General features: G+C 40.6%; 20 protein-coding genes. 7 read left to right on the plus strand and 13 right to left on the minus strand.

Annotation, left to right across the window (positions count from 1 at the left end; translation table 11 throughout):
• Positions 1 to 1,326 (minus strand): CapA family protein, encoded by a 1,326-nt coding sequence (locus tag HT732_RS00260; protein ID WP_173253592.1) that lies wholly within the window; start codon positions 1,324 to 1,326, stop codon positions 1 to 3.
• A 104-nt stretch (positions 1,327 to 1,430) separates the two neighbouring features.
• Positions 1,431 to 1,589 carry a hypothetical protein gene (locus tag HT732_RS10195; protein WP_240155817.1) on the minus strand — a complete coding sequence of 53 codons (159 nt, stop codon included), beginning with the start codon at positions 1,587 to 1,589 and terminating at the stop codon, positions 1,431 to 1,433.
• Positions 1,590 to 1,697: 108 nt separating this feature from the next.
• On the opposite strand from HT732_RS10195, the gene def reads away from it, so the two are divergent.
• Positions 1,698 to 2,309 carry a peptide deformylase gene (gene def, locus HT732_RS00270; RefSeq protein WP_001272936.1) on the plus strand — a complete coding sequence of 204 codons (612 nt, stop codon included), beginning with the start codon at positions 1,698 to 1,700 and terminating at the stop codon, positions 2,307 to 2,309.
• A 44-nt stretch (positions 2,310 to 2,353) separates the two neighbouring features.
• Entirely contained in the window at positions 2,354 to 3,082 is a 729-nt protein-coding gene (gene rlmB, locus HT732_RS00275) for a 23S rRNA (guanosine(2251)-2'-O)-methyltransferase RlmB (RefSeq protein ID WP_023944296.1), read from the plus strand.
• A gap of 38 nt (positions 3,083 to 3,120) precedes the next feature.
• Here the strand turns inward: rlmB and trxB are convergent, their stop codons facing one another.
• The 7 genes from trxB to HT732_RS00310 all read right to left on the minus strand — a co-directional run bounded on the left by trxB (position 3,121) and on the right by HT732_RS00310 (position 7,473).
• Positions 3,121 to 4,032, minus strand: a complete 912-nt coding sequence (gene trxB, locus HT732_RS00280; protein WP_173253593.1) for a thioredoxin-disulfide reductase — start codon at positions 4,030 to 4,032, stop codon at positions 3,121 to 3,123.
• A 65-nt stretch (positions 4,033 to 4,097) separates the two neighbouring features.
• Entirely contained in the window at positions 4,098 to 4,322 is a 225-nt protein-coding gene (locus HT732_RS00285) for a DUF4059 family protein (protein ID WP_000926599.1), read from the minus strand.
• Between the two features lie 77 nt (positions 4,323 to 4,399).
• Positions 4,400 to 5,143, minus strand: a complete 744-nt coding sequence (locus tag HT732_RS00290) for an amino acid ABC transporter ATP-binding protein (protein ID WP_173253594.1) — start codon at positions 5,141 to 5,143, stop codon at positions 4,400 to 4,402.
• Positions 5,143 to 5,943, minus strand: a complete 801-nt coding sequence (locus tag HT732_RS00295; protein ID WP_057487647.1) for an amino acid ABC transporter permease — start codon at positions 5,941 to 5,943, stop codon at positions 5,143 to 5,145. Before HT732_RS00295 ends, HT732_RS00290 begins: the two co-directional genes overlap by 1 nt.
• Before the next feature lie 157 nt (positions 5,944 to 6,100).
• Positions 6,101 to 6,457 carry an arsenate reductase family protein gene (locus HT732_RS00300; RefSeq protein ID WP_000889092.1) on the minus strand — a complete coding sequence of 119 codons (357 nt, stop codon included), beginning with the start codon at positions 6,455 to 6,457 and terminating at the stop codon, positions 6,101 to 6,103.
• 12 nt (positions 6,458 to 6,469) lie between these two features.
• On the minus strand, positions 6,470 to 6,979 hold the full coding sequence (locus HT732_RS00305; RefSeq protein ID WP_173253595.1) for a methylated-DNA--[protein]-cysteine S-methyltransferase: 510 nt from the start codon (positions 6,977 to 6,979) through the stop codon (positions 6,470 to 6,472).
• A complete protein-coding gene (locus HT732_RS00310) occupies positions 6,979 to 7,473 on the minus strand; it encodes a GNAT family N-acetyltransferase (RefSeq protein ID WP_173253596.1) in 495 nt (164 codons plus the stop codon). The genes HT732_RS00305 and HT732_RS00310 overlap by 1 nt, the downstream gene beginning before the upstream one ends.
• Before the next feature lie 134 nt (positions 7,474 to 7,607).
• Here HT732_RS00310 and HT732_RS00315 point away from each other — a divergent pair, with 134 nt between their 5' ends.
• Both HT732_RS00315 and HT732_RS00320 read left to right on the plus strand, forming a co-directional pair.
• Positions 7,608 to 8,054, plus strand: a complete 447-nt coding sequence (locus tag HT732_RS00315) for a DUF1836 domain-containing protein (RefSeq protein ID WP_000858721.1) — start codon at positions 7,608 to 7,610, stop codon at positions 8,052 to 8,054.
• Positions 8,051 to 8,698 carry a hemolysin III family protein gene (locus tag HT732_RS00320; RefSeq protein WP_173253597.1) on the plus strand — a complete coding sequence of 216 codons (648 nt, stop codon included), beginning with the start codon at positions 8,051 to 8,053 and terminating at the stop codon, positions 8,696 to 8,698. Before HT732_RS00315 ends, HT732_RS00320 begins: the two co-directional genes overlap by 4 nt.
• A gap of 20 nt (positions 8,699 to 8,718) precedes the next feature.
• Here HT732_RS00320 and pdxT read toward each other — a convergent pair whose 3' ends face one another.
• The 3 genes from pdxT to HT732_RS00335 form a co-directional block, all read right to left on the minus strand.
• Entirely contained in the window at positions 8,719 to 9,300 is a 582-nt protein-coding gene (gene pdxT, locus HT732_RS00325) for a pyridoxal 5'-phosphate synthase glutaminase subunit PdxT (protein WP_173253598.1), read from the minus strand.
• The gene (pdxS, locus tag HT732_RS00330) at positions 9,301 to 10,176 is read right to left on the minus strand and encodes a pyridoxal 5'-phosphate synthase lyase subunit PdxS (RefSeq protein WP_000138517.1); all 876 of its coding nucleotides are present in this window, start codon (positions 10,174 to 10,176) and stop codon (positions 9,301 to 9,303) included. It abuts the gene before it with no gap.
• Between the two features lie 150 nt (positions 10,177 to 10,326).
• A complete protein-coding gene (locus tag HT732_RS00335; RefSeq protein WP_000036780.1) occupies positions 10,327 to 11,706 on the minus strand; it encodes an FAD-dependent oxidoreductase in 1,380 nt (459 codons plus the stop codon).
• 306 nt (positions 11,707 to 12,012) lie between these two features.
• Here HT732_RS00335 and HT732_RS00340 point away from each other — a divergent pair, with 306 nt between their 5' ends.
• Genes HT732_RS00340 through HT732_RS00350 form a run of 3 tightly spaced genes read left to right on the plus strand, consistent with a single transcriptional unit; the run spans position 12,013 to position 14,858 of the window.
• On the plus strand, positions 12,013 to 12,936 hold the full coding sequence (locus HT732_RS00340) for an FAD:protein FMN transferase (protein ID WP_173253599.1): 924 nt from the start codon (positions 12,013 to 12,015) through the stop codon (positions 12,934 to 12,936).
• Positions 12,937 to 12,995: 59 nt separating this feature from the next.
• Entirely contained in the window at positions 12,996 to 13,601 is a 606-nt protein-coding gene (locus tag HT732_RS00345; protein ID WP_000915952.1) for an NADPH-dependent FMN reductase, read from the plus strand.
• 18 nt (positions 13,602 to 13,619) lie between these two features.
• Positions 13,620 to 14,858, plus strand: coding sequence for an NAD(P)H-dependent oxidoreductase (locus HT732_RS00350; RefSeq protein WP_000673654.1), 1,239 nt, complete (start codon positions 13,620 to 13,622; stop codon positions 14,856 to 14,858).
• Between the two features lie 218 nt (positions 14,859 to 15,076).
• Here HT732_RS00350 and HT732_RS00355 read toward each other — a convergent pair whose 3' ends face one another.
• Positions 15,077 to 15,334: a DUF896 family protein gene (locus HT732_RS00355; protein WP_050261374.1), complete on the minus strand. Its 258-nt coding sequence runs from the start codon at positions 15,332 to 15,334 to the stop codon at positions 15,077 to 15,079.
• Positions 15,335 to 15,342 lie beyond the last annotated feature (8 nt).

A 15,342-nucleotide genomic window follows, 5' to 3' on the forward strand; every position in this document is an offset into this window, starting at 1 on the left:
CTAATCCCACTTCAATCCTACATGTTCGTTCATTTCTTTATAGGCTGCATCAATTCGTTCCTTAGTCGCTTCATCTAACTGATCACGATGACTGCCACCCTCGATAAAATCTTCTAAGATATAGGTTTGATAATGATATAGGGGATATCCTTCTGGTGAAAAAGTTCCCTTTGGTGTTCTATTGACCCAAGTAGGATGAGCTTTAGCTGTTTCAATAGTTGTTTTTCCACTGTTTTTCTTGACAGTTACATCCATAAGAACACCACGCTCTGTCCACTTAGCATTGTCTACACCAGTCATTGTTTCAATACGTTGGTTAGAAATGAAGTTCCCCATTGAATAGATAATGAGTTTCTTGTCTCCATCTTTTTCAACAATCTCAGATGGTTCAACTACGTGTGGATGGCCTCCAAAGATAATATCTGCTCCCCAATCAATCATCTTGTGGTACAAAGCCTTTTGCTCTTCAGTCGGTTCTATGCGATACTCAACACCCATCTGAGGCATGATAACAGTAATATCCGCTTCCTTCTCTGCACGTTCAATTTCAGCCTTCATCTTATCTTCGTTTAGGTCTGAAAGATAGCGGTTATAATCTTCTTGAGAAATACTTTGCTCAATTCCATTAAATCCATAAGAATAAGCCAAAAGTGCAACCTTGATACCGTTCACTTCCTTGATAACGAGTGGAGCTTGATCACGTGACTCGTGCGTATAAACTCCAATAGGTGTCATTCCTGCCTTTTCAATTGCATCTGCCGTTGAAATAACTCCTTCAATTTGCGAATCCAAAATGTGATTATGAGCTAGATCTAAAACATGATACCCAGCATCTTTAATAGCATCCATTACTTGACCAGGAGCATTAAATAAAGGATACCCCGCTAAATAATGATCTTTATTAATAGTTCCTTCAAAATCACCTATTGCCAAATCAGCCTGTTTGAGCCAAGGTTTAACATACTCAAAATTCTCATGAAAATCATAACTGCCATCTTCCTTTTTAGCTGACATATAGATAATATCATGGTAAAGTAAATCTCCATGAGCCATAATTCTAGCAGTTTTTTCCTCTTCCTGATCTTTAGCATTTTGATTGGTCTTATTTGCTTCTTTAGAAATGGCATCCTTTTTTTGACTGATCAAAGGAATTCCTTGGAAACTTTCAAACAGCAAGACCAATCCCATTGATAAAGCAACTGCTAGCAAGAGTATCGCCACAAATCCCTTATTACTCCACTTGCGATAACTCCTAAAAAAGTTTACAAACCCCCTCATAAAACGAAAAACTGGTCCACGTTTATGTCTATCTTGTCTTCTTTGCATCTTCATTCTCCCTACTTTCTAATGCAAGCCTTTTCTTTTTATTATATCACAGATAAGTAATTCTTTCACAATTGATACTCTTCGAAAATCAAATTCAAACCACGTCAGCGTCGCCTTACCGTATATATGTAACTGACTTCGTCAGTTCTATCCACAACCTCAAAACAGTGTTTTGAGCTGACTTCGTCAGTTCTATCTACAACCTCAAAGCAGTGCTTTGAGCAACCTGCGGCTAGCTTCCTAGTTTGCTCTTTGATTTTCATTGAGTATGAATTGAACATCCTATCTATTTTCTATAAATCCTAAAGGCTGTAATACTTTCAATCCTTGTCATTTTGTGTTATCATGTAGAGGTAATGAAAGGAGAGAAAATGTCTGCTATAGAACGTATTACAAAAGCTGCTCACTTAATTGATATGAAAGATATTATTCGCGAAGGGAATCCTACTCTACGCGCAGTTGCTGAGGAAGTTACTTTCCCCCTATCTGATCAGGAAATTATCCTAGGCGAAAAGATGATGCAATTCCTCAAACATTCCCAAGATCCTGTCATGGCTGAAAAGATGGGGCTACGCGGTGGGGTTGGACTTGCTGCTCCTCAATTAGATATCTCAAAACGCATTATCGCTGTTTTGGTGCCTAATATTGTTGAAGAAGGAGAAACTCCAGAGGAAGCCTACGACCTTCAAGCCATTATGTACAATCCAAAAATCGTCTCTCACTCTGTTCAAGACGCTGCTCTTGGCGAAGGAGAAGGTTGCCTCTCTGTTGACCGCAACGTGCCTGGCTATGTGGTGCGCCATGCTCGCGTCACTGTTGACTACTTTGACAAAGATGGAGAAAAACACCGCATCAAACTTAAAGGATATAATTCCATCGTTGTTCAGCATGAAATTGACCACATCAACGGAATCATGTTTTACGACCGTATCAATGAAAAAGACCCATTTGCAGTTAAAGATGGTTTACTGATTCTTGAATAAAGAAAATCCCGTTGCAAGACGGGGTTTTGTGTTATAATAGAGGCATGAAAACAAATGATATTGTCTATGGCGTCCACGCCGTTACCGAAGCCCTCCTTGCAAACACAGGAAACAAACTTTACCTCCAAGAAGATCTCCGAGGTAAGAATGTTGAGAAAGTCAAAGAACTGGCTACAGAAAAGAAGGTGTCCATTTCTTGGACTTCAAAAAAATCCCTCTCTGAGATGACTGAAGGTGCTGTTCACCAAGGTTTTGTTCTACGAGTGTCTGAATTTGCCTATAGCGAGCTGGATAACATCCTTGCCAAAACACGCCAAGAAGAAAATCCACTTCTATTGATTCTGGATGGTCTTACTGATCCCCATAATCTGGGTTCAATCTTGCGAACAGCTGATGCGACCAATGTTTCAGGTGTCATCATTCCCAAGCACCGTGCTGTCGGTGTTACTCCTGTCGTTGCCAAAACAGCCACAGGTGCTATTGAGCACGTTCCAATTGCCCGAGTAACCAACCTCAGTCAAACCTTAGATAAACTTAAGGATGAAGGTTTCTGGACCTTTGGAACGGATATGAACGGTACTCCTTGCCATAAGTGGAATACAAAAGGGAAAATCGCCCTCATCATTGGAAATGAAGGAAAAGGTATCTCTAGCAACATCAAAAAACAGGTCGATGAAATGATTACCATTCCGATGAATGGACATGTTCAAAGCCTTAATGCCAGTGTTGCTGCGGCAATTCTCATGTACGAAGTTTTTCGAAATAGACTATAAAAAAGTTTCCAGTCATCTGATTGGAAACTTTTTTATGATTAACTATGTTCCGTAATAAATTTGTAGGCTTCTTGACCAGCGATAGCTCCATCTCCAACTGCTGTTGTTACTTGGCGAAGGTCTTTCTGGCGAACATCTCCAACTGCAAAGATACCGTCAACTGCAGCTTTCATGTGATTATCTGTCACAATCCATCCTGCTTGGTCTTGAATATTCAATTCTTTAACAAAATCGCTAAGAGGGTCCAAGCCAACATAGATAAAGACGCCACCGAAGGCTTGTTCTGTCACTTGACCTGTTTTCACATTTTCAAATACGACAGATTCTACTCGGTTTTCACCCTTGATTTCCTTCACTACAGAATCCCAGATAAAGCTGATTTTCTCATTCGCAAAGGCGCGGTCTTGTAACACTTTTTGTGCACGAAGCTGGTCACGACGGTGAACAATGGTAACAGTCTTAGCAAAACGAGTCAAGAAGAGGGCTTCTTCAACAGCTGAATCTCCACCACCGACTACCAACAAATCTTGGTCACGGAAGAAAGCACCATCACACACAGCACAGTAAGAAACACCACGACTGTTCAGTTCTTCTTCTCCAGGTACTCCCAAAGGACGGTGTTTAGAACCAGTTGCTACGATAACTGTACGTGTTTCATATGTTTGGTCATCGGTCAGCACTGTTTTAAAATCACCATGGTCTTGGACACTTTCAACATAGCCATAAATGTGCTCAACACCAAGATTTTCAAGCGGTTCAAACATCTTTTCTGCCAATTCTGGTCCACTAATATTAGCGTATCCTGGATAATTTTCGATATCCGATGTATTATTCATCTGACCACCTGGCAGACCACCTTCAATGAGAGCAACTTTCAGATTGCTTCGAGCAGCATACAAGGCTGCAGTCATACCTGCAGGTCCAGCACCGATAATAATAGTATCGTACATATAGTTTCCTTCTTTCTTGTTGTAACTATCTTTATTCTAACTCTTTCTTGTCAATCATGCAAGGATTATGCCTTGAAAACAAGAATTAAACTCATAACCGCAAAGGATAATACTGGAACAACCAAGACCCCAATCATAATCATATCATAGAGATGGGCTTGGCGAGCCTTAGCTGTCTTATCAACTCCCGACATGGCTCTTAGTCCAATCCAAATCCCTAAAAAAATCAGGACGAGGATGGTGGTCAAGATCAAACTCTCGAAATATAAAGAAAATAGTTGCAGTAGCATGCTTTCTCTCATTTCTATCTTTTTTAAAGAGTAAACTCAGCTAGTCCAGCTAACTGAGTTTTTCTTTATCTATTATATCAAATATAAGTCCGTTTGTAACTAGCGAAGAATTCTTTTGTCCGCTCTTCTTTAGGATGGTGGATAATCTCATCCGGAGTGCCAGACTCGATGATTTTCCCCTTATCTAGGAAGAGAATCTTATCCGCCACTTGGGCTACAAAGGACATGTCATGACTGACCAAAATCATAGTCTGACCTGACTTAGCAGCATCTGCAATCGACTTTTCTACTTCACCAACCAATTCTGGGTCAAGGGCTGAAGTTGGTTCGTCTAAGAGCAAGACATCTGGTTTCATAGCAAGAGCACGCGCCAAGGCTACCCGTTGCTTTTGTCCACCTGATAAATGACGAGGGTAATGGTTTTCACGGTCCGAAAGCCCAACCTTAGCCAACTCTTCCTTGGCAATCTTAGTCGCTTCTTGATCAGACAATTTCTTGACAACAACCAAGCCTTCTTTCACATTATCAAGTGCCGTGCGGCGTTCAAACAAATTAAACTGTTGGAAAACCATAGACAGCTTACGACGAAGGGCAAGGATTTCTTCTTGAGTGATTTTAGAAAAATCAACTGAGAAATCATCAATCTGAATCGAGCCACTGTCAGGTGTTTCAAGATAATTGAGACTGCGAAGAAAGGTTGATTTTCCAGCTCCTGAAGAACCAATCAAGGCTACAACTTCCCCTTTTTGAATATCCAAGTCCAGATGATCCAAGACAGTCTGTCCTGAAAAGGATTTACTTAAATTCAAAATCTTAATCATTAACGAAGGTCTCCTTTCACATCTGTCTGCACTATATCTGGTGCAGAAATAGCCATTTTTCTCTCGATGAAACGACCGAGGCTTTCAATTCCGATATTGACTACCCAATAAACAAGGGCAACGGAGATGAAGCGTTCAAAGTAACGATAATCGGCACCACCCAAAATCTGAGCTTGGGCAAAGACTTCCACAACACCCGCACTAAAGGCTAGGGAAGTTCCCTTGGTCAAGCCGATTAGGGAATTGATTAAAGTTGGAGTCGCCACAACTGCTGCATTTGGAATAATCACGCGACGATAAACTTGTGCTCGAGTCATACCCAAACTACGTGCCGCCTCAATCTCACCAGGATTGACTGAGAGAATGGCTGCACGAATGGTTTCACTAGCATAAGCTGCCTCATTAAAGGCAAAGGCGACAATCGCAAAAGCAGCGGCTGGAATGGCATTGATATTGAGACCAGTACCCCATTGCTGATTGAGAGCTTTCAAAGCCAAAGGAATTCCGTAGTAGGTCAACATGAGTTGCACTAAAATCGGTGTCCCTTTTAAGAAACTAACAAAGAAGGCCTGCAAGGGATATAAAATCTTGACACGATTGATTTTCACAATGGCAAAAAGAAGTGCCAAAACCAAGCCAAAAAAGGCACCACCAATTGTCAACATAATCGTTGTTGGAAGTTGTTGGACAATTCTCGGGATTCCATCAAAGACCGAACGTAGGCTAAAAAGCTTGCCATCCGGAATCAATTGCATCAAGTTTTGGTACCAATCTGATGCTAAAATCGTTGTAACATTCATAAAAACATCCTCTCCTGATAATGATTCATTCTACCATACTTCTGCCGTCAATGAAATTATTTGCTACGGTCAGGTACAGACTTTGTCTACCTACTAGTTTATCATACTTTGAAACAGGGAGGTTATATATTTTATCTATCAAAGAGATAAGTAAAAACTATTTCAATCCCAATTCTTCATAAGGTTTTCGATAACCGATTTGCTTAACAGTTCCATTTTCTACTAAAATGGGGCGTTTTAACAACATACCGTCGCTTGCTAGCAACTCAGCTGCTTCTTGGTTTGACAGACTTCCTACCTTATCTTTCAGCCCTAATTCACGGTATTTGATTCCACTGGTGTTGAAAAATTGCTTCAACTCGAAACCCGAGGTCTCTAGCCAGTTTAAAATGACTTCTTGACTAGGTGTTTCTTCGACGATATGGACGGCTTTATAGTCCACACCGAGTTGGTTTAATTCTTGTTTTGCTTTTTTACAAGTTGAACATTTTGGGTATTCGATAAATTCTAACATGTCTTTCACTTTCTATTTTATATCTCTAAAATCTGCGCCTTCATGCTCCAAGAGCCAAGCTTTCTTTTCCAATCCTGCAGCATACCCTGTCAGACGCTTGCCTGCACCTAGCACACGATGACAAGGTACTAGGATAGACCAAGGATTGCGCCCCACTGCTCCACCAATTGCTTGAGCAGAAGCCACTTGCAGGTCTTGGGCTATTTGTCCATAGGTCACTGTCTGACCATAAGGAATTTCCTGTAAATAGGACCAAACTCTCTTTTCAAAATCTGTTCCGATTGGAGCCAAGGGCAAGTTGGATAAATCCTGAGACTTTCCTTTAAAGTAAGCATCTAAGCAAGTAATAACTGGGTCTAAAATGGGATGACTAACAACTGCTTCTATCGTCTCATCTCCTAGTCCCCTCTCAAAATGCTTCTGCTCCTGCACCCAAATGCCATACAAATGATAATCATCAGCTACAAGAGAAAGGGAGCCAATTGGTGAAGAGTAGAGCATTTTTGCGTACTTCTTTTGCATTATTTCTTCAATTTTTGATAGGCCAAGCGTTCGCCATCAACTGGAACTTTTCCGACCTGTTTAAATCCAAGCTTTTCAAAAATATGTTGCATAGCCTTGTTTGCAACATGCGTATCTGAGCGAAAATCTAGATAGTCAAAACCTTCAATCAAGCCCTCTAAGAAGGTTTGAGCCACCCCCTGTCCCTGGACATCTGCTGCCACAGCAATACGGTGAAAGACTAGGTACTCTGACTCCCCAGCTTGCCAGTTGCCTTCATAAATGGCTTCATAGGCTGCCTCTGGACTCTTGGTCACAGCTGCATAAGCTAGCAGTTCTCCCTCTTCCAAGGCTACATAGGCTTGACCTGAGATAATATCATCGATAATAATGTCCGCATTTGGATAACCATTTTGCCACTGGTCACTACCAGCATCTGCTAAACATTTTTTAGCATTCTCCATCACTTGCATGATGGCATCTACTTCATTTGGAAAAGCTAAACGAATCTCCATCTTTTCTCCTCATTTCTGACTAGTTTCTCCCATCATAGCATAATTTAAGTCTTTCTACAAGCAGTTAAAGCTTGACTTTCTGTTTTTATTATTTTATAATCTAGTTATCAAAACTAGATAAAAAGGAGTTGGAAATGAAAACTACTTTTTCCTACCCCAAATGGGCAGAAATTCCAAACATTGACCTCTATCTGGACCAGGTTTTACTCTATGTCAATCAGGTCTGCGCCCCTATCTCTCCAGATAAAGATAAGGGTCTAACAGCATCCATGGTCAACAATTATGTCAAACATGGTTATCTTACAAAGCCTGATAAGAAAAAATACCAACGCCAACAGATTGCCCGTCTGATTGCTATCACAACCCTCAAATCTGTATTTTCGATTCAAGAAATCGCCCAGACACTGAATACTCTACAAAGTCAAGCCAGTTCAGAGCAACTCTACGATGCTTTTGTGAACTACATGAACCAAGGAATTGACCCAGCTAACCCTATCATCCAAACCAGCTGCCAAACCGTTAAACTCTATCATCAAACCCTAGCCTTAATCCATCATACTCAAGAGGAGGTAATCCAATGAACACTAGTCTTAAACTCAGCAAACAACTTAGTTTTGGAGAGGAGATTGCCAATAGTGTGACCCATGCTGTGGGGGCAGTCACAATGCTCATCTTACTCCCTATTTCATCCACCTATAGTTATGAGACACACGGATTTTTATCCTCTATTGGAGTTTCCATTTTCGTTATTAGTCTCTTTCTCATGTTCCTCTCATCCACCATTTACCACTCTATGGCCTATGGTTCGACCCACAAATATGTCTTGCGAATCATCGACCATTCTATGATTTACGTTGCCATTGCTGGCTCTTACACACCCGTCGTATTAACCTTAATGAATAACTGGTTTGGCTATCTGATTATTGCTATTCAATGGGGAACGACCATCTTTGGTATTCTCTATAAAATCTTTGCTAAAAAAGTCAATGAGAAATTTAGCCTTGCTCTTTACCTGATTATGGGCTGGTTGGTTCTAGCTATCATTCCTGCCATTATCAGTCAAACAACGCCAATTTTCTGGAGTCTCATGGTAACTGGCGGACTCTGTTATACAGTTGGAGCTGGATTTTACGCCAAGAAAAAAGCTTATTTCCACATGATTTGGCATCTCTTTATCCTAGCAGCATCTGCCCTCCAATACATCGCCATTGTTTATTACATGTAAAAAAGTTGAGAAATTCAATCTCAACTTTTTTCTTTACACATATTTATAAAGTACTGGTGCAAGCGAACATCATCAGTCAATTCTGGATGAAACGAAGTTACCAGCATATTTTTTTCTTGGGCTGCAACGATTTGATCGTCAACTATTGCTAGAATTTCTACACCCTCTCCAACACTGCTGATAATTGGACCACGGATAAAGGTCATTGGAATACTACCAACTCCCTTACATTCTGCTTCCGTATAGAAACTTCCTAGTTGGCGCCCATAGGCATTGCGCTCGACCACCATATCCATAGTTCCTAGATGACTTTCTTCTTGAGAAGCGATTTCCTTAGCCAGCAAAATTAAACCCGCACAGGTCCCAAAGGCTGGTAAACCAGATAGAATGGCTTCTTGAATGGGAATCAGCATGTCCTGGTCTCGTAAGAGCTTGCCCATGGTTGTAGATTCCCCACCAGGTAATATCAAACCCGACAAGTCACTCTGATTTTGCTGAAAATCCTCTAAATTTCTGATTTCAACACTCTCGACACCTAATTGATCTAGCACTTTTGCATGTTCTGCAAAAGCCCCTTGCAAGGCCAATATTCCAATTTTCATCTATTTTCCTCGCTCAGCCATGAGGATTTGGATCTCATTTTCATTGATACCAACCATGGCTTCTCCTAAATCTTCAGAGATTTGAGCCAAGATTTGAGGATTACGGAAGTTAGTCACAGCCTTAACAATAGCACTCGCTCGTTTAACAGGATCTCCTGATTTGAAAATACCTGAACCGACAAAGACACCTTCTGCCCCTAATTGCATCATCAACGCAGCATCTGCTGGCGTTGCAACACCTCCAGCCGCAAAGTTTACAACTGGCAATTTTCCATGCTCATGGACATATTGAACCAATTCTACAGGGACTTGCAAGTCCTTGGCAGCAACATAAAGTTCGTCCTCACGTAAGTTTTGAATACGGCGAATTTCCTGATTCATCATACGCATATGACGAACAGCTTGAACAATGTCTCCTGTCCCTGGTTCTCCTTTGGTACGAATCATAGAAGCTCCTTCAGCGATACGACGCAAGGCTTCTCCCAAATCCTTAGCCCCACAGACAAAAGGAACTTGGAATTCTTTCTTGTCCACATGAAAACGGTCGTCAGCTGGCGATAGAACTTCACTCTCATCGATATAGTCAATTTCAATAGCCTCTAAAATCTGAGCCTCAACAAAATGCCCGATTCTGACCTTGGCCATTACTGGAATACTAACCGCTTCTTGAATTTCCTTAATCATCTTTGGATCACTCATGCGGGAAACCCCACCAGCCGCACGAATATCAGCCGGAATCCGCTCCAAGGCCATAACCGCTGCCGCACCAGCAGCCTCTGCAATACGAGCCTGTTCAGGATTCTGAACATCCATGATAACCCCACCTTTGAGCATCTGTGCCAAGTTTTTATTTAGTTCATAACGATTTTCAGTCATTTCTTTATCCTCATCATTTGTATTGGTAGCTACCATTTCATTTTAAGTTAGATTAAAATGAAGTACAAGATAAAAAAAACGTAATTGTATGGGTACAGACTAGCTAAAAAACTATCTGACCGTTAATCAAGGCCAGATAGTTCATCATTTTTATTTTTCAGCTGTAAGGGCAGCCATTGTGATGTAGTTGTACGGTTTGTTGAAGTGTGGCAAGAAGAATAGGTCTGTCAATGCCAATTTATCAATTGTTACATGCTCTTGGATAGCAAGTGAGAACATGTGAATTCCCATGCTAATTGCAATATCATGTGAAACCATTTGCGCACCAAGAATTTCACGGCTATCTTTGTCAAAGACAATCTTAATTGCTACTTCATGGTTATCATGTTTCATGAATTCTGGTTTTTGAAGATCGTTAAAGCCTGTTTCAGTCGCATTGTAACCTGCAGCTTTCGCTTTTTCAAGAGTCAAACCAGTTGAAACCATGTGAAGACCATAGATTGAGATACCGTTTGATCCTTGCACACCGATTCCTTCCAATTCATGACCACAAGCATTGTAGGCACCAACGATACCAGTACGAACAGCATTTGAAGCAAGGGCAATGTAGCTAGTGTCTTTACGAGCATTATCATAGACAGTCGCACAGTCACCAACTGCAAATACACCTGGAATTGAAGTTTCTTGTTTCTTATCTACAAGAAAGGCACCGTTACGGAAGAGTTCAATCTTACCGTCAGCAAGGGCTGTGTTTGGACGGAAACCAACTGCAAGGATAACCATGTCCACATCGAAAGTTTCTTTATCAGTAATCAAGCGTTCAACTTTACCGTCACCTTCGATTGCTTTAACAGTTTGACCAAGAGCCAAGCGGATGTTGTGGTCTTCCAAGTTCTTGGCCATCATTTGTGTGAAGTCTTTGTCATAGTAACCGTTCAAGACAGTATCAACGATATCAACAAGGACAACTTCTTTTCCAAGACGTTCAAAGGCTTCAGCAAGTTCAACACCGATGTAACCACCACCAACAACGGCGATACGGTCAAGGTGTTGGCTCTTATCAGCAAGTTTATTGATAACTTCTTCAGCATTTTGGTACAATTTCACGAATTGTACGTTTTCAAGAGTTGCTTTAAATTCGCGGTTTCCTTTAACAATTTCAACACCTTCGATTGGTGGCAAGATTGGTGTAGAACCTGTAGCGAAAATCAATTTTTCGTATGATTCTTTGTGCTCTTTTCCTTCAACTTCCGCTGTAACTACTTTGTTATCATAGTCGATTGAAAGAACTGGTGAATTCATATAAACCTTAGCACCTTTAGCTTCCAATTTTTCTTTATCAGAATAGAACAAGCCTTCAGCACCGTCAATTTGTTCCCCAATCCAAAGAGCCATTCCACATCCTAGGAAAGAGATGTTAGAGTTTTGGTCAAATACAACAATTTCGTTCTCATTTCCAAAATTATCCAACATGGTATTGATACATGCTGTACCAGCGTGGTTAGCACCGACTACAACGATTTTACTCATAAAAAATTCCTACCTTCAATTTTAAATTTACCCTTCTAGTATACCATTTACTGTTAGCGTTTACAAGAGTTTAGCTAATTTTCCCGATTTTTTTGTAAAAAAATGTAAATAATCTGTATCTTAACACGGATTCTTGCAATTTTTCTTCATTTCTTGAGCATATTTCTTGACAAGTTTTCAAATTTTATTTGTGAAAACGCTGACTTTATGGTATGCTAGTATCATGGAAAGAAAATGTAAGGGGTTCATTTTTCATAAATTTACTATATTTCAGCCTTCTTTTCACAAGAGAAAGGAGTTGGTAGTTTGCCTCTTAGTTCACATTCTGAACGCCTAATGGGAACCACTATCACTATTTCATTAGTGGATGAGCGAGCAGATATCTTGCTCCAAAAATCCTTTGATTTACTCAGAGAGCTAGAATACCGCTTCAATGCCAATAGTCAGGAATCTGAGTTGATGGAAATCAATCATCAAGCTGGAATAGCCCCCGTCACGGTTCATCCAGACCTGTTTGAGCTGATTTCACTTGGGTTAGAGCATAGCCTAGCGCCCTCTAGCCATCTCAACATCAGTATTGGTCCCTTGATTCAAACTTGGCGCATCGGTTTTTCAGATGCCAAAGTGGCCCAACCTCAAGAAATTGAAGCGGTGCTAGCTTTAATCAATCCTTACTATATCGAGTTAGATTCTTCTGCTTCCACTGTGTTCTTGAAACAGAAAGGAATGAAGATCGATCTTGGTTGTTTAGCCAAGGGTTATAGTGCGGATAAGGTTGCACAATTTCTTAGAGAAGAGGGTGTGACTTCTGCCTTGATCAATCTGGGGGGGAATATCCTGACCATTGGAAAAAATCAGGCAAGAGGGGATAAACCTTGGCAAATCGGGATTCAAGACCCAGCCAATCCAAGGGGGAATCATTTAATGACCATCCCTGTTGTCAATCAATCTGTCGTGACTTCAGGCATTTATGAACGTCACCTGACTGTTGATGGAAAAGATTACCATCACATTTTTGACAGTCAAACAGGATATCCTGTTGAAACAGAACTCGCTAGTCTGACAATTATCTCTGATAAATCAGTCGATGGCGAAATCTGGACAACTCGACTCTTTGGAGAAAGGCCTGCTTCTATCCTTTGGCAAGTCGAAAGTTTGAAGGGCATCGAAGCTATCCTCATCGATAAGGAAGGTCACCTAAGCTGTTCTTCAGGAATTCCTACTCTATAGAGACAACTGTTTCAATGGAGTTTTAAAATCGTATTATGTAAAAAGAGAAAGGAAATCTCATGTTAAAACTTATTGCTATTGTTGGAACAAATTCAAAACGTTCTACAAACCGTCAATTGCTTCAATACATGCAAAAACACTTTGCTGAAAAAGCTGAAATTGAACTTGTTGAAATCAAGGATATCCCTGTCTTTAACAAGCCAGCTGACAAGCAAGTACCTGCTGAAATTCTGGAAATTGCTGCTAAAATCGAAGAGGCAGATGGCGTTATTATCGGTACTCCTGAGTACGACCACTCTATCCCAGCTGTTTTGATGAGCGCTCTTGCTTGGTTGTCATACGGTATTTACCCACTCTTGAACAAACCAATTATGATTACAGGTGCTTCTTACGGTACACTCGGTTCATCACGTGCTCAAATGCAACTTCGCCAAATCTTGAATGCTCCAGAAATCAAAGCAAGTGTCCTTCCTGATGAATTCTTGCTTTCACATTCTCTTCAAGCCTTTAACCCAAGTGGAGATCTAGTAGATCTTGATGTTATTAAAAAACTGGATGCCACTTTTGACGACTTCCGTATCTTTGTAAAAATCACAGAAAAATTGCGCAATGCACAAGAATTACTTCGCAAAGATGCTGAAGACTTTGACTGGGAAAATTTGTAAGATAGGAGACCAAAAAGAATGAAATTTGTTGGACTTGTAGGATCAAACTACGATCAATCATATAACCGTAAACTCTTGGAATTCATCCGTCGTCACTTCAAACTCAAATTTGAATTAGAAGTCCTCGAAATTGATGAAGTTCCAATGTTTAACCAAGACGAAAAATGGGACGAAAGCTTCCAATTGCGTCTCTTGTATAACAGAATTACTCGTGCTGATGGTGTCATTATTGCTACTCCTGAGCACAACCACACAATCTCAGCTTCTCTTAAATCTGTTCTTGAATGGCTTTCATACGAGGTTCATCCATTTGAAAACAAACCAGTCATGATTGTTGGAGCTTCTTACTATGACCAAGGTACTTCTCGTGCCCAAGTTCACCTTCGTAAGATTCTTGACGCTCCAGGTGTTAATGCCTATACGCTTCCAGGTAACGAATTCCTTCTCGGTAAAGCTAAAGAAGCATTTGATGTTAATGGGAATATCACAAATGAAGGAACTATTAATTTCCTTGAAACATGCTTGGACAACTTTGTAAAATATGTGGGAGTCGTTTCAAAATTGAAAAAACCAAAACCAATTGAGCCAGAAGATTTATATTGTACAAATTCAATTGCAACTACCATCCAAGGTGTTGATCCAGATGATCCTGAATGGGTAGAAAAAGCTGCTGAACTTGTTGGAGCTGTTTCTGGAGATACTTACGTTAAATTAGACCACGGTATCTTGACAGTTAACCAACTTGACATGTTCTTGAAAGCAATGCCATTTGAATTGACATTTGCAGATGATAATAATCAATTCTTGTACTTTAATAACGCACACCAAGACCCAGATACAATGTTTGGTAAACGTGTCCGTGCTCAATCAGGAAATAGATTAGGAACAGTACACGGTACATTGCCAGATTCTAGAATGAAGAACGTTGAATGGGTTGTCGGCGTATTGCGTAACGGGGATCAAGAATATGTCCGTACAATTGTGCCAGGAACACCTGAAGGCGTTATTAATACCCATAATTACCAAGCAATGTATTACCCAGATGGTTCATATGCTGGAATCAATGAGATTATCTTCAATTTCCAACCATGGCTTGACTGGTACCTCAATACAACTGGTCAACGTCTAGTTGGTGGAAATGCTGCAGCTCCTGCCGGAGGCCACGGTGGCGCAGATGCCACATCTGGAGCTTCTGATTCAGGTGATGCTGGAGGCCACGGTGGTGGCGCAGACGCTACATCTGGCGCAAGTAACTAATACTTTTAGGAACCATTTTGGTTCCTTTTTTAGTGACAAAAGACTAGCAGACAAAAACTGCTAGTCTTTTGATTACTATTTCATCTATCCTTATTAAAAGAAAGAATATTTATACTCAATGAAAATCAAAGAGCAAACTAGGAAGCTAGCCGCAGGCTGTACTTGAGTACGGCAAGGTGAAGCTGACGTGGTTTGAATTTGATTTTCGAAGAGTATTATTATGAATTTGGATCATCGAGACTACGGCCATGTAAACCTTTTTCACGTTGTGCCTGACGTAGTTTTTCTGGTGTAACATCGTTTCCTTCTTCGTCCACAATTTTGATCCCTTCGATGTGGTGACGAACAGTGCGACGATAACCTTCGATGTACTCCTCACGTAGTTTGGCTTGTTCTACTTTTTCTTCTGGAGTCAAGCCTTCTGTTTTTTTCTTTTTGGCCAGCTCGTTAATACGATCAATTTTTTTCGGATCCATTTCTTCTC

The organism is Streptococcus sp. 5346, assembly GCF_013277455.1.
Lineage (GTDB): Bacteria > Bacillota > Bacilli > Lactobacillales > Streptococcaceae > Streptococcus.

Excerpts from the sequence above, each read along its gene's own strand:
- HT732_RS00260 (WP_173253592.1), bottom strand. The coding sequence starts at position 1,326 with ATGCAAAGAAGACAAGATAGACATAAACGTGGACCAGTTTTTCGTTTT.
- HT732_RS10195 (WP_240155817.1), bottom strand. The coding sequence starts at position 1,589 with ATGAAAATCAAAGAGCAAACTAGGAAGCTAGCCGCAGGTTGCTCAAAG.
- def (WP_001272936.1), top strand. The coding sequence starts at position 1,698 with ATGTCTGCTATAGAACGTATTACAAAAGCTGCTCACTTAATTGATATG.
- rlmB (WP_023944296.1), top strand. The coding sequence starts at position 2,354 with ATGAAAACAAATGATATTGTCTATGGCGTCCACGCCGTTACCGAAGCC.
- trxB (WP_173253593.1), bottom strand. The coding sequence starts at position 4,032 with ATGTACGATACTATTATTATCGGTGCTGGACCTGCAGGTATGACTGCA.
- HT732_RS00285 (WP_000926599.1), bottom strand. The coding sequence starts at position 4,322 with ATGCTACTGCAACTATTTTCTTTATATTTCGAGAGTTTGATCTTGACC.
- HT732_RS00290 (WP_173253594.1), bottom strand. The coding sequence starts at position 5,143 with ATGATTAAGATTTTGAATTTAAGTAAATCCTTTTCAGGACAGACTGTC.
- HT732_RS00295 (WP_057487647.1), bottom strand. The coding sequence starts at position 5,943 with ATGAATGTTACAACGATTTTAGCATCAGATTGGTACCAAAACTTGATG.
- HT732_RS00300 (WP_000889092.1), bottom strand. The coding sequence starts at position 6,457 with ATGTTAGAATTTATCGAATACCCAAAATGTTCAACTTGTAAAAAAGCA.
- HT732_RS00305 (WP_173253595.1), bottom strand. The coding sequence starts at position 6,979 with ATGCAAAAGAAGTACGCAAAAATGCTCTACTCTTCACCAATTGGCTCC.
- HT732_RS00310 (WP_173253596.1), bottom strand. The coding sequence starts at position 7,473 with ATGGAGATTCGTTTAGCTTTTCCAAATGAAGTAGATGCCATCATGCAA.
- HT732_RS00315 (WP_000858721.1), top strand. The coding sequence starts at position 7,608 with ATGAAAACTACTTTTTCCTACCCCAAATGGGCAGAAATTCCAAACATT.
- HT732_RS00320 (WP_173253597.1), top strand. The coding sequence starts at position 8,051 with ATGAACACTAGTCTTAAACTCAGCAAACAACTTAGTTTTGGAGAGGAG.
- pdxT (WP_173253598.1), bottom strand. The coding sequence starts at position 9,300 with ATGAAAATTGGAATATTGGCCTTGCAAGGGGCTTTTGCAGAACATGCA.
- pdxS (WP_000138517.1), bottom strand. The coding sequence starts at position 10,176 with ATGACTGAAAATCGTTATGAACTAAATAAAAACTTGGCACAGATGCTC.
- HT732_RS00335 (WP_000036780.1), bottom strand. The coding sequence starts at position 11,706 with ATGAGTAAAATCGTTGTAGTCGGTGCTAACCACGCTGGTACAGCATGT.
- HT732_RS00345 (WP_000915952.1), top strand. The coding sequence starts at position 12,996 with ATGTTAAAACTTATTGCTATTGTTGGAACAAATTCAAAACGTTCTACA.
- HT732_RS00350 (WP_000673654.1), top strand. The coding sequence starts at position 13,620 with ATGAAATTTGTTGGACTTGTAGGATCAAACTACGATCAATCATATAAC.
- HT732_RS00355 (WP_050261374.1), bottom strand. The coding sequence starts at position 15,334 with ATGGATCCGAAAAAAATTGATCGTATTAACGAGCTGGCCAAAAAGAAA.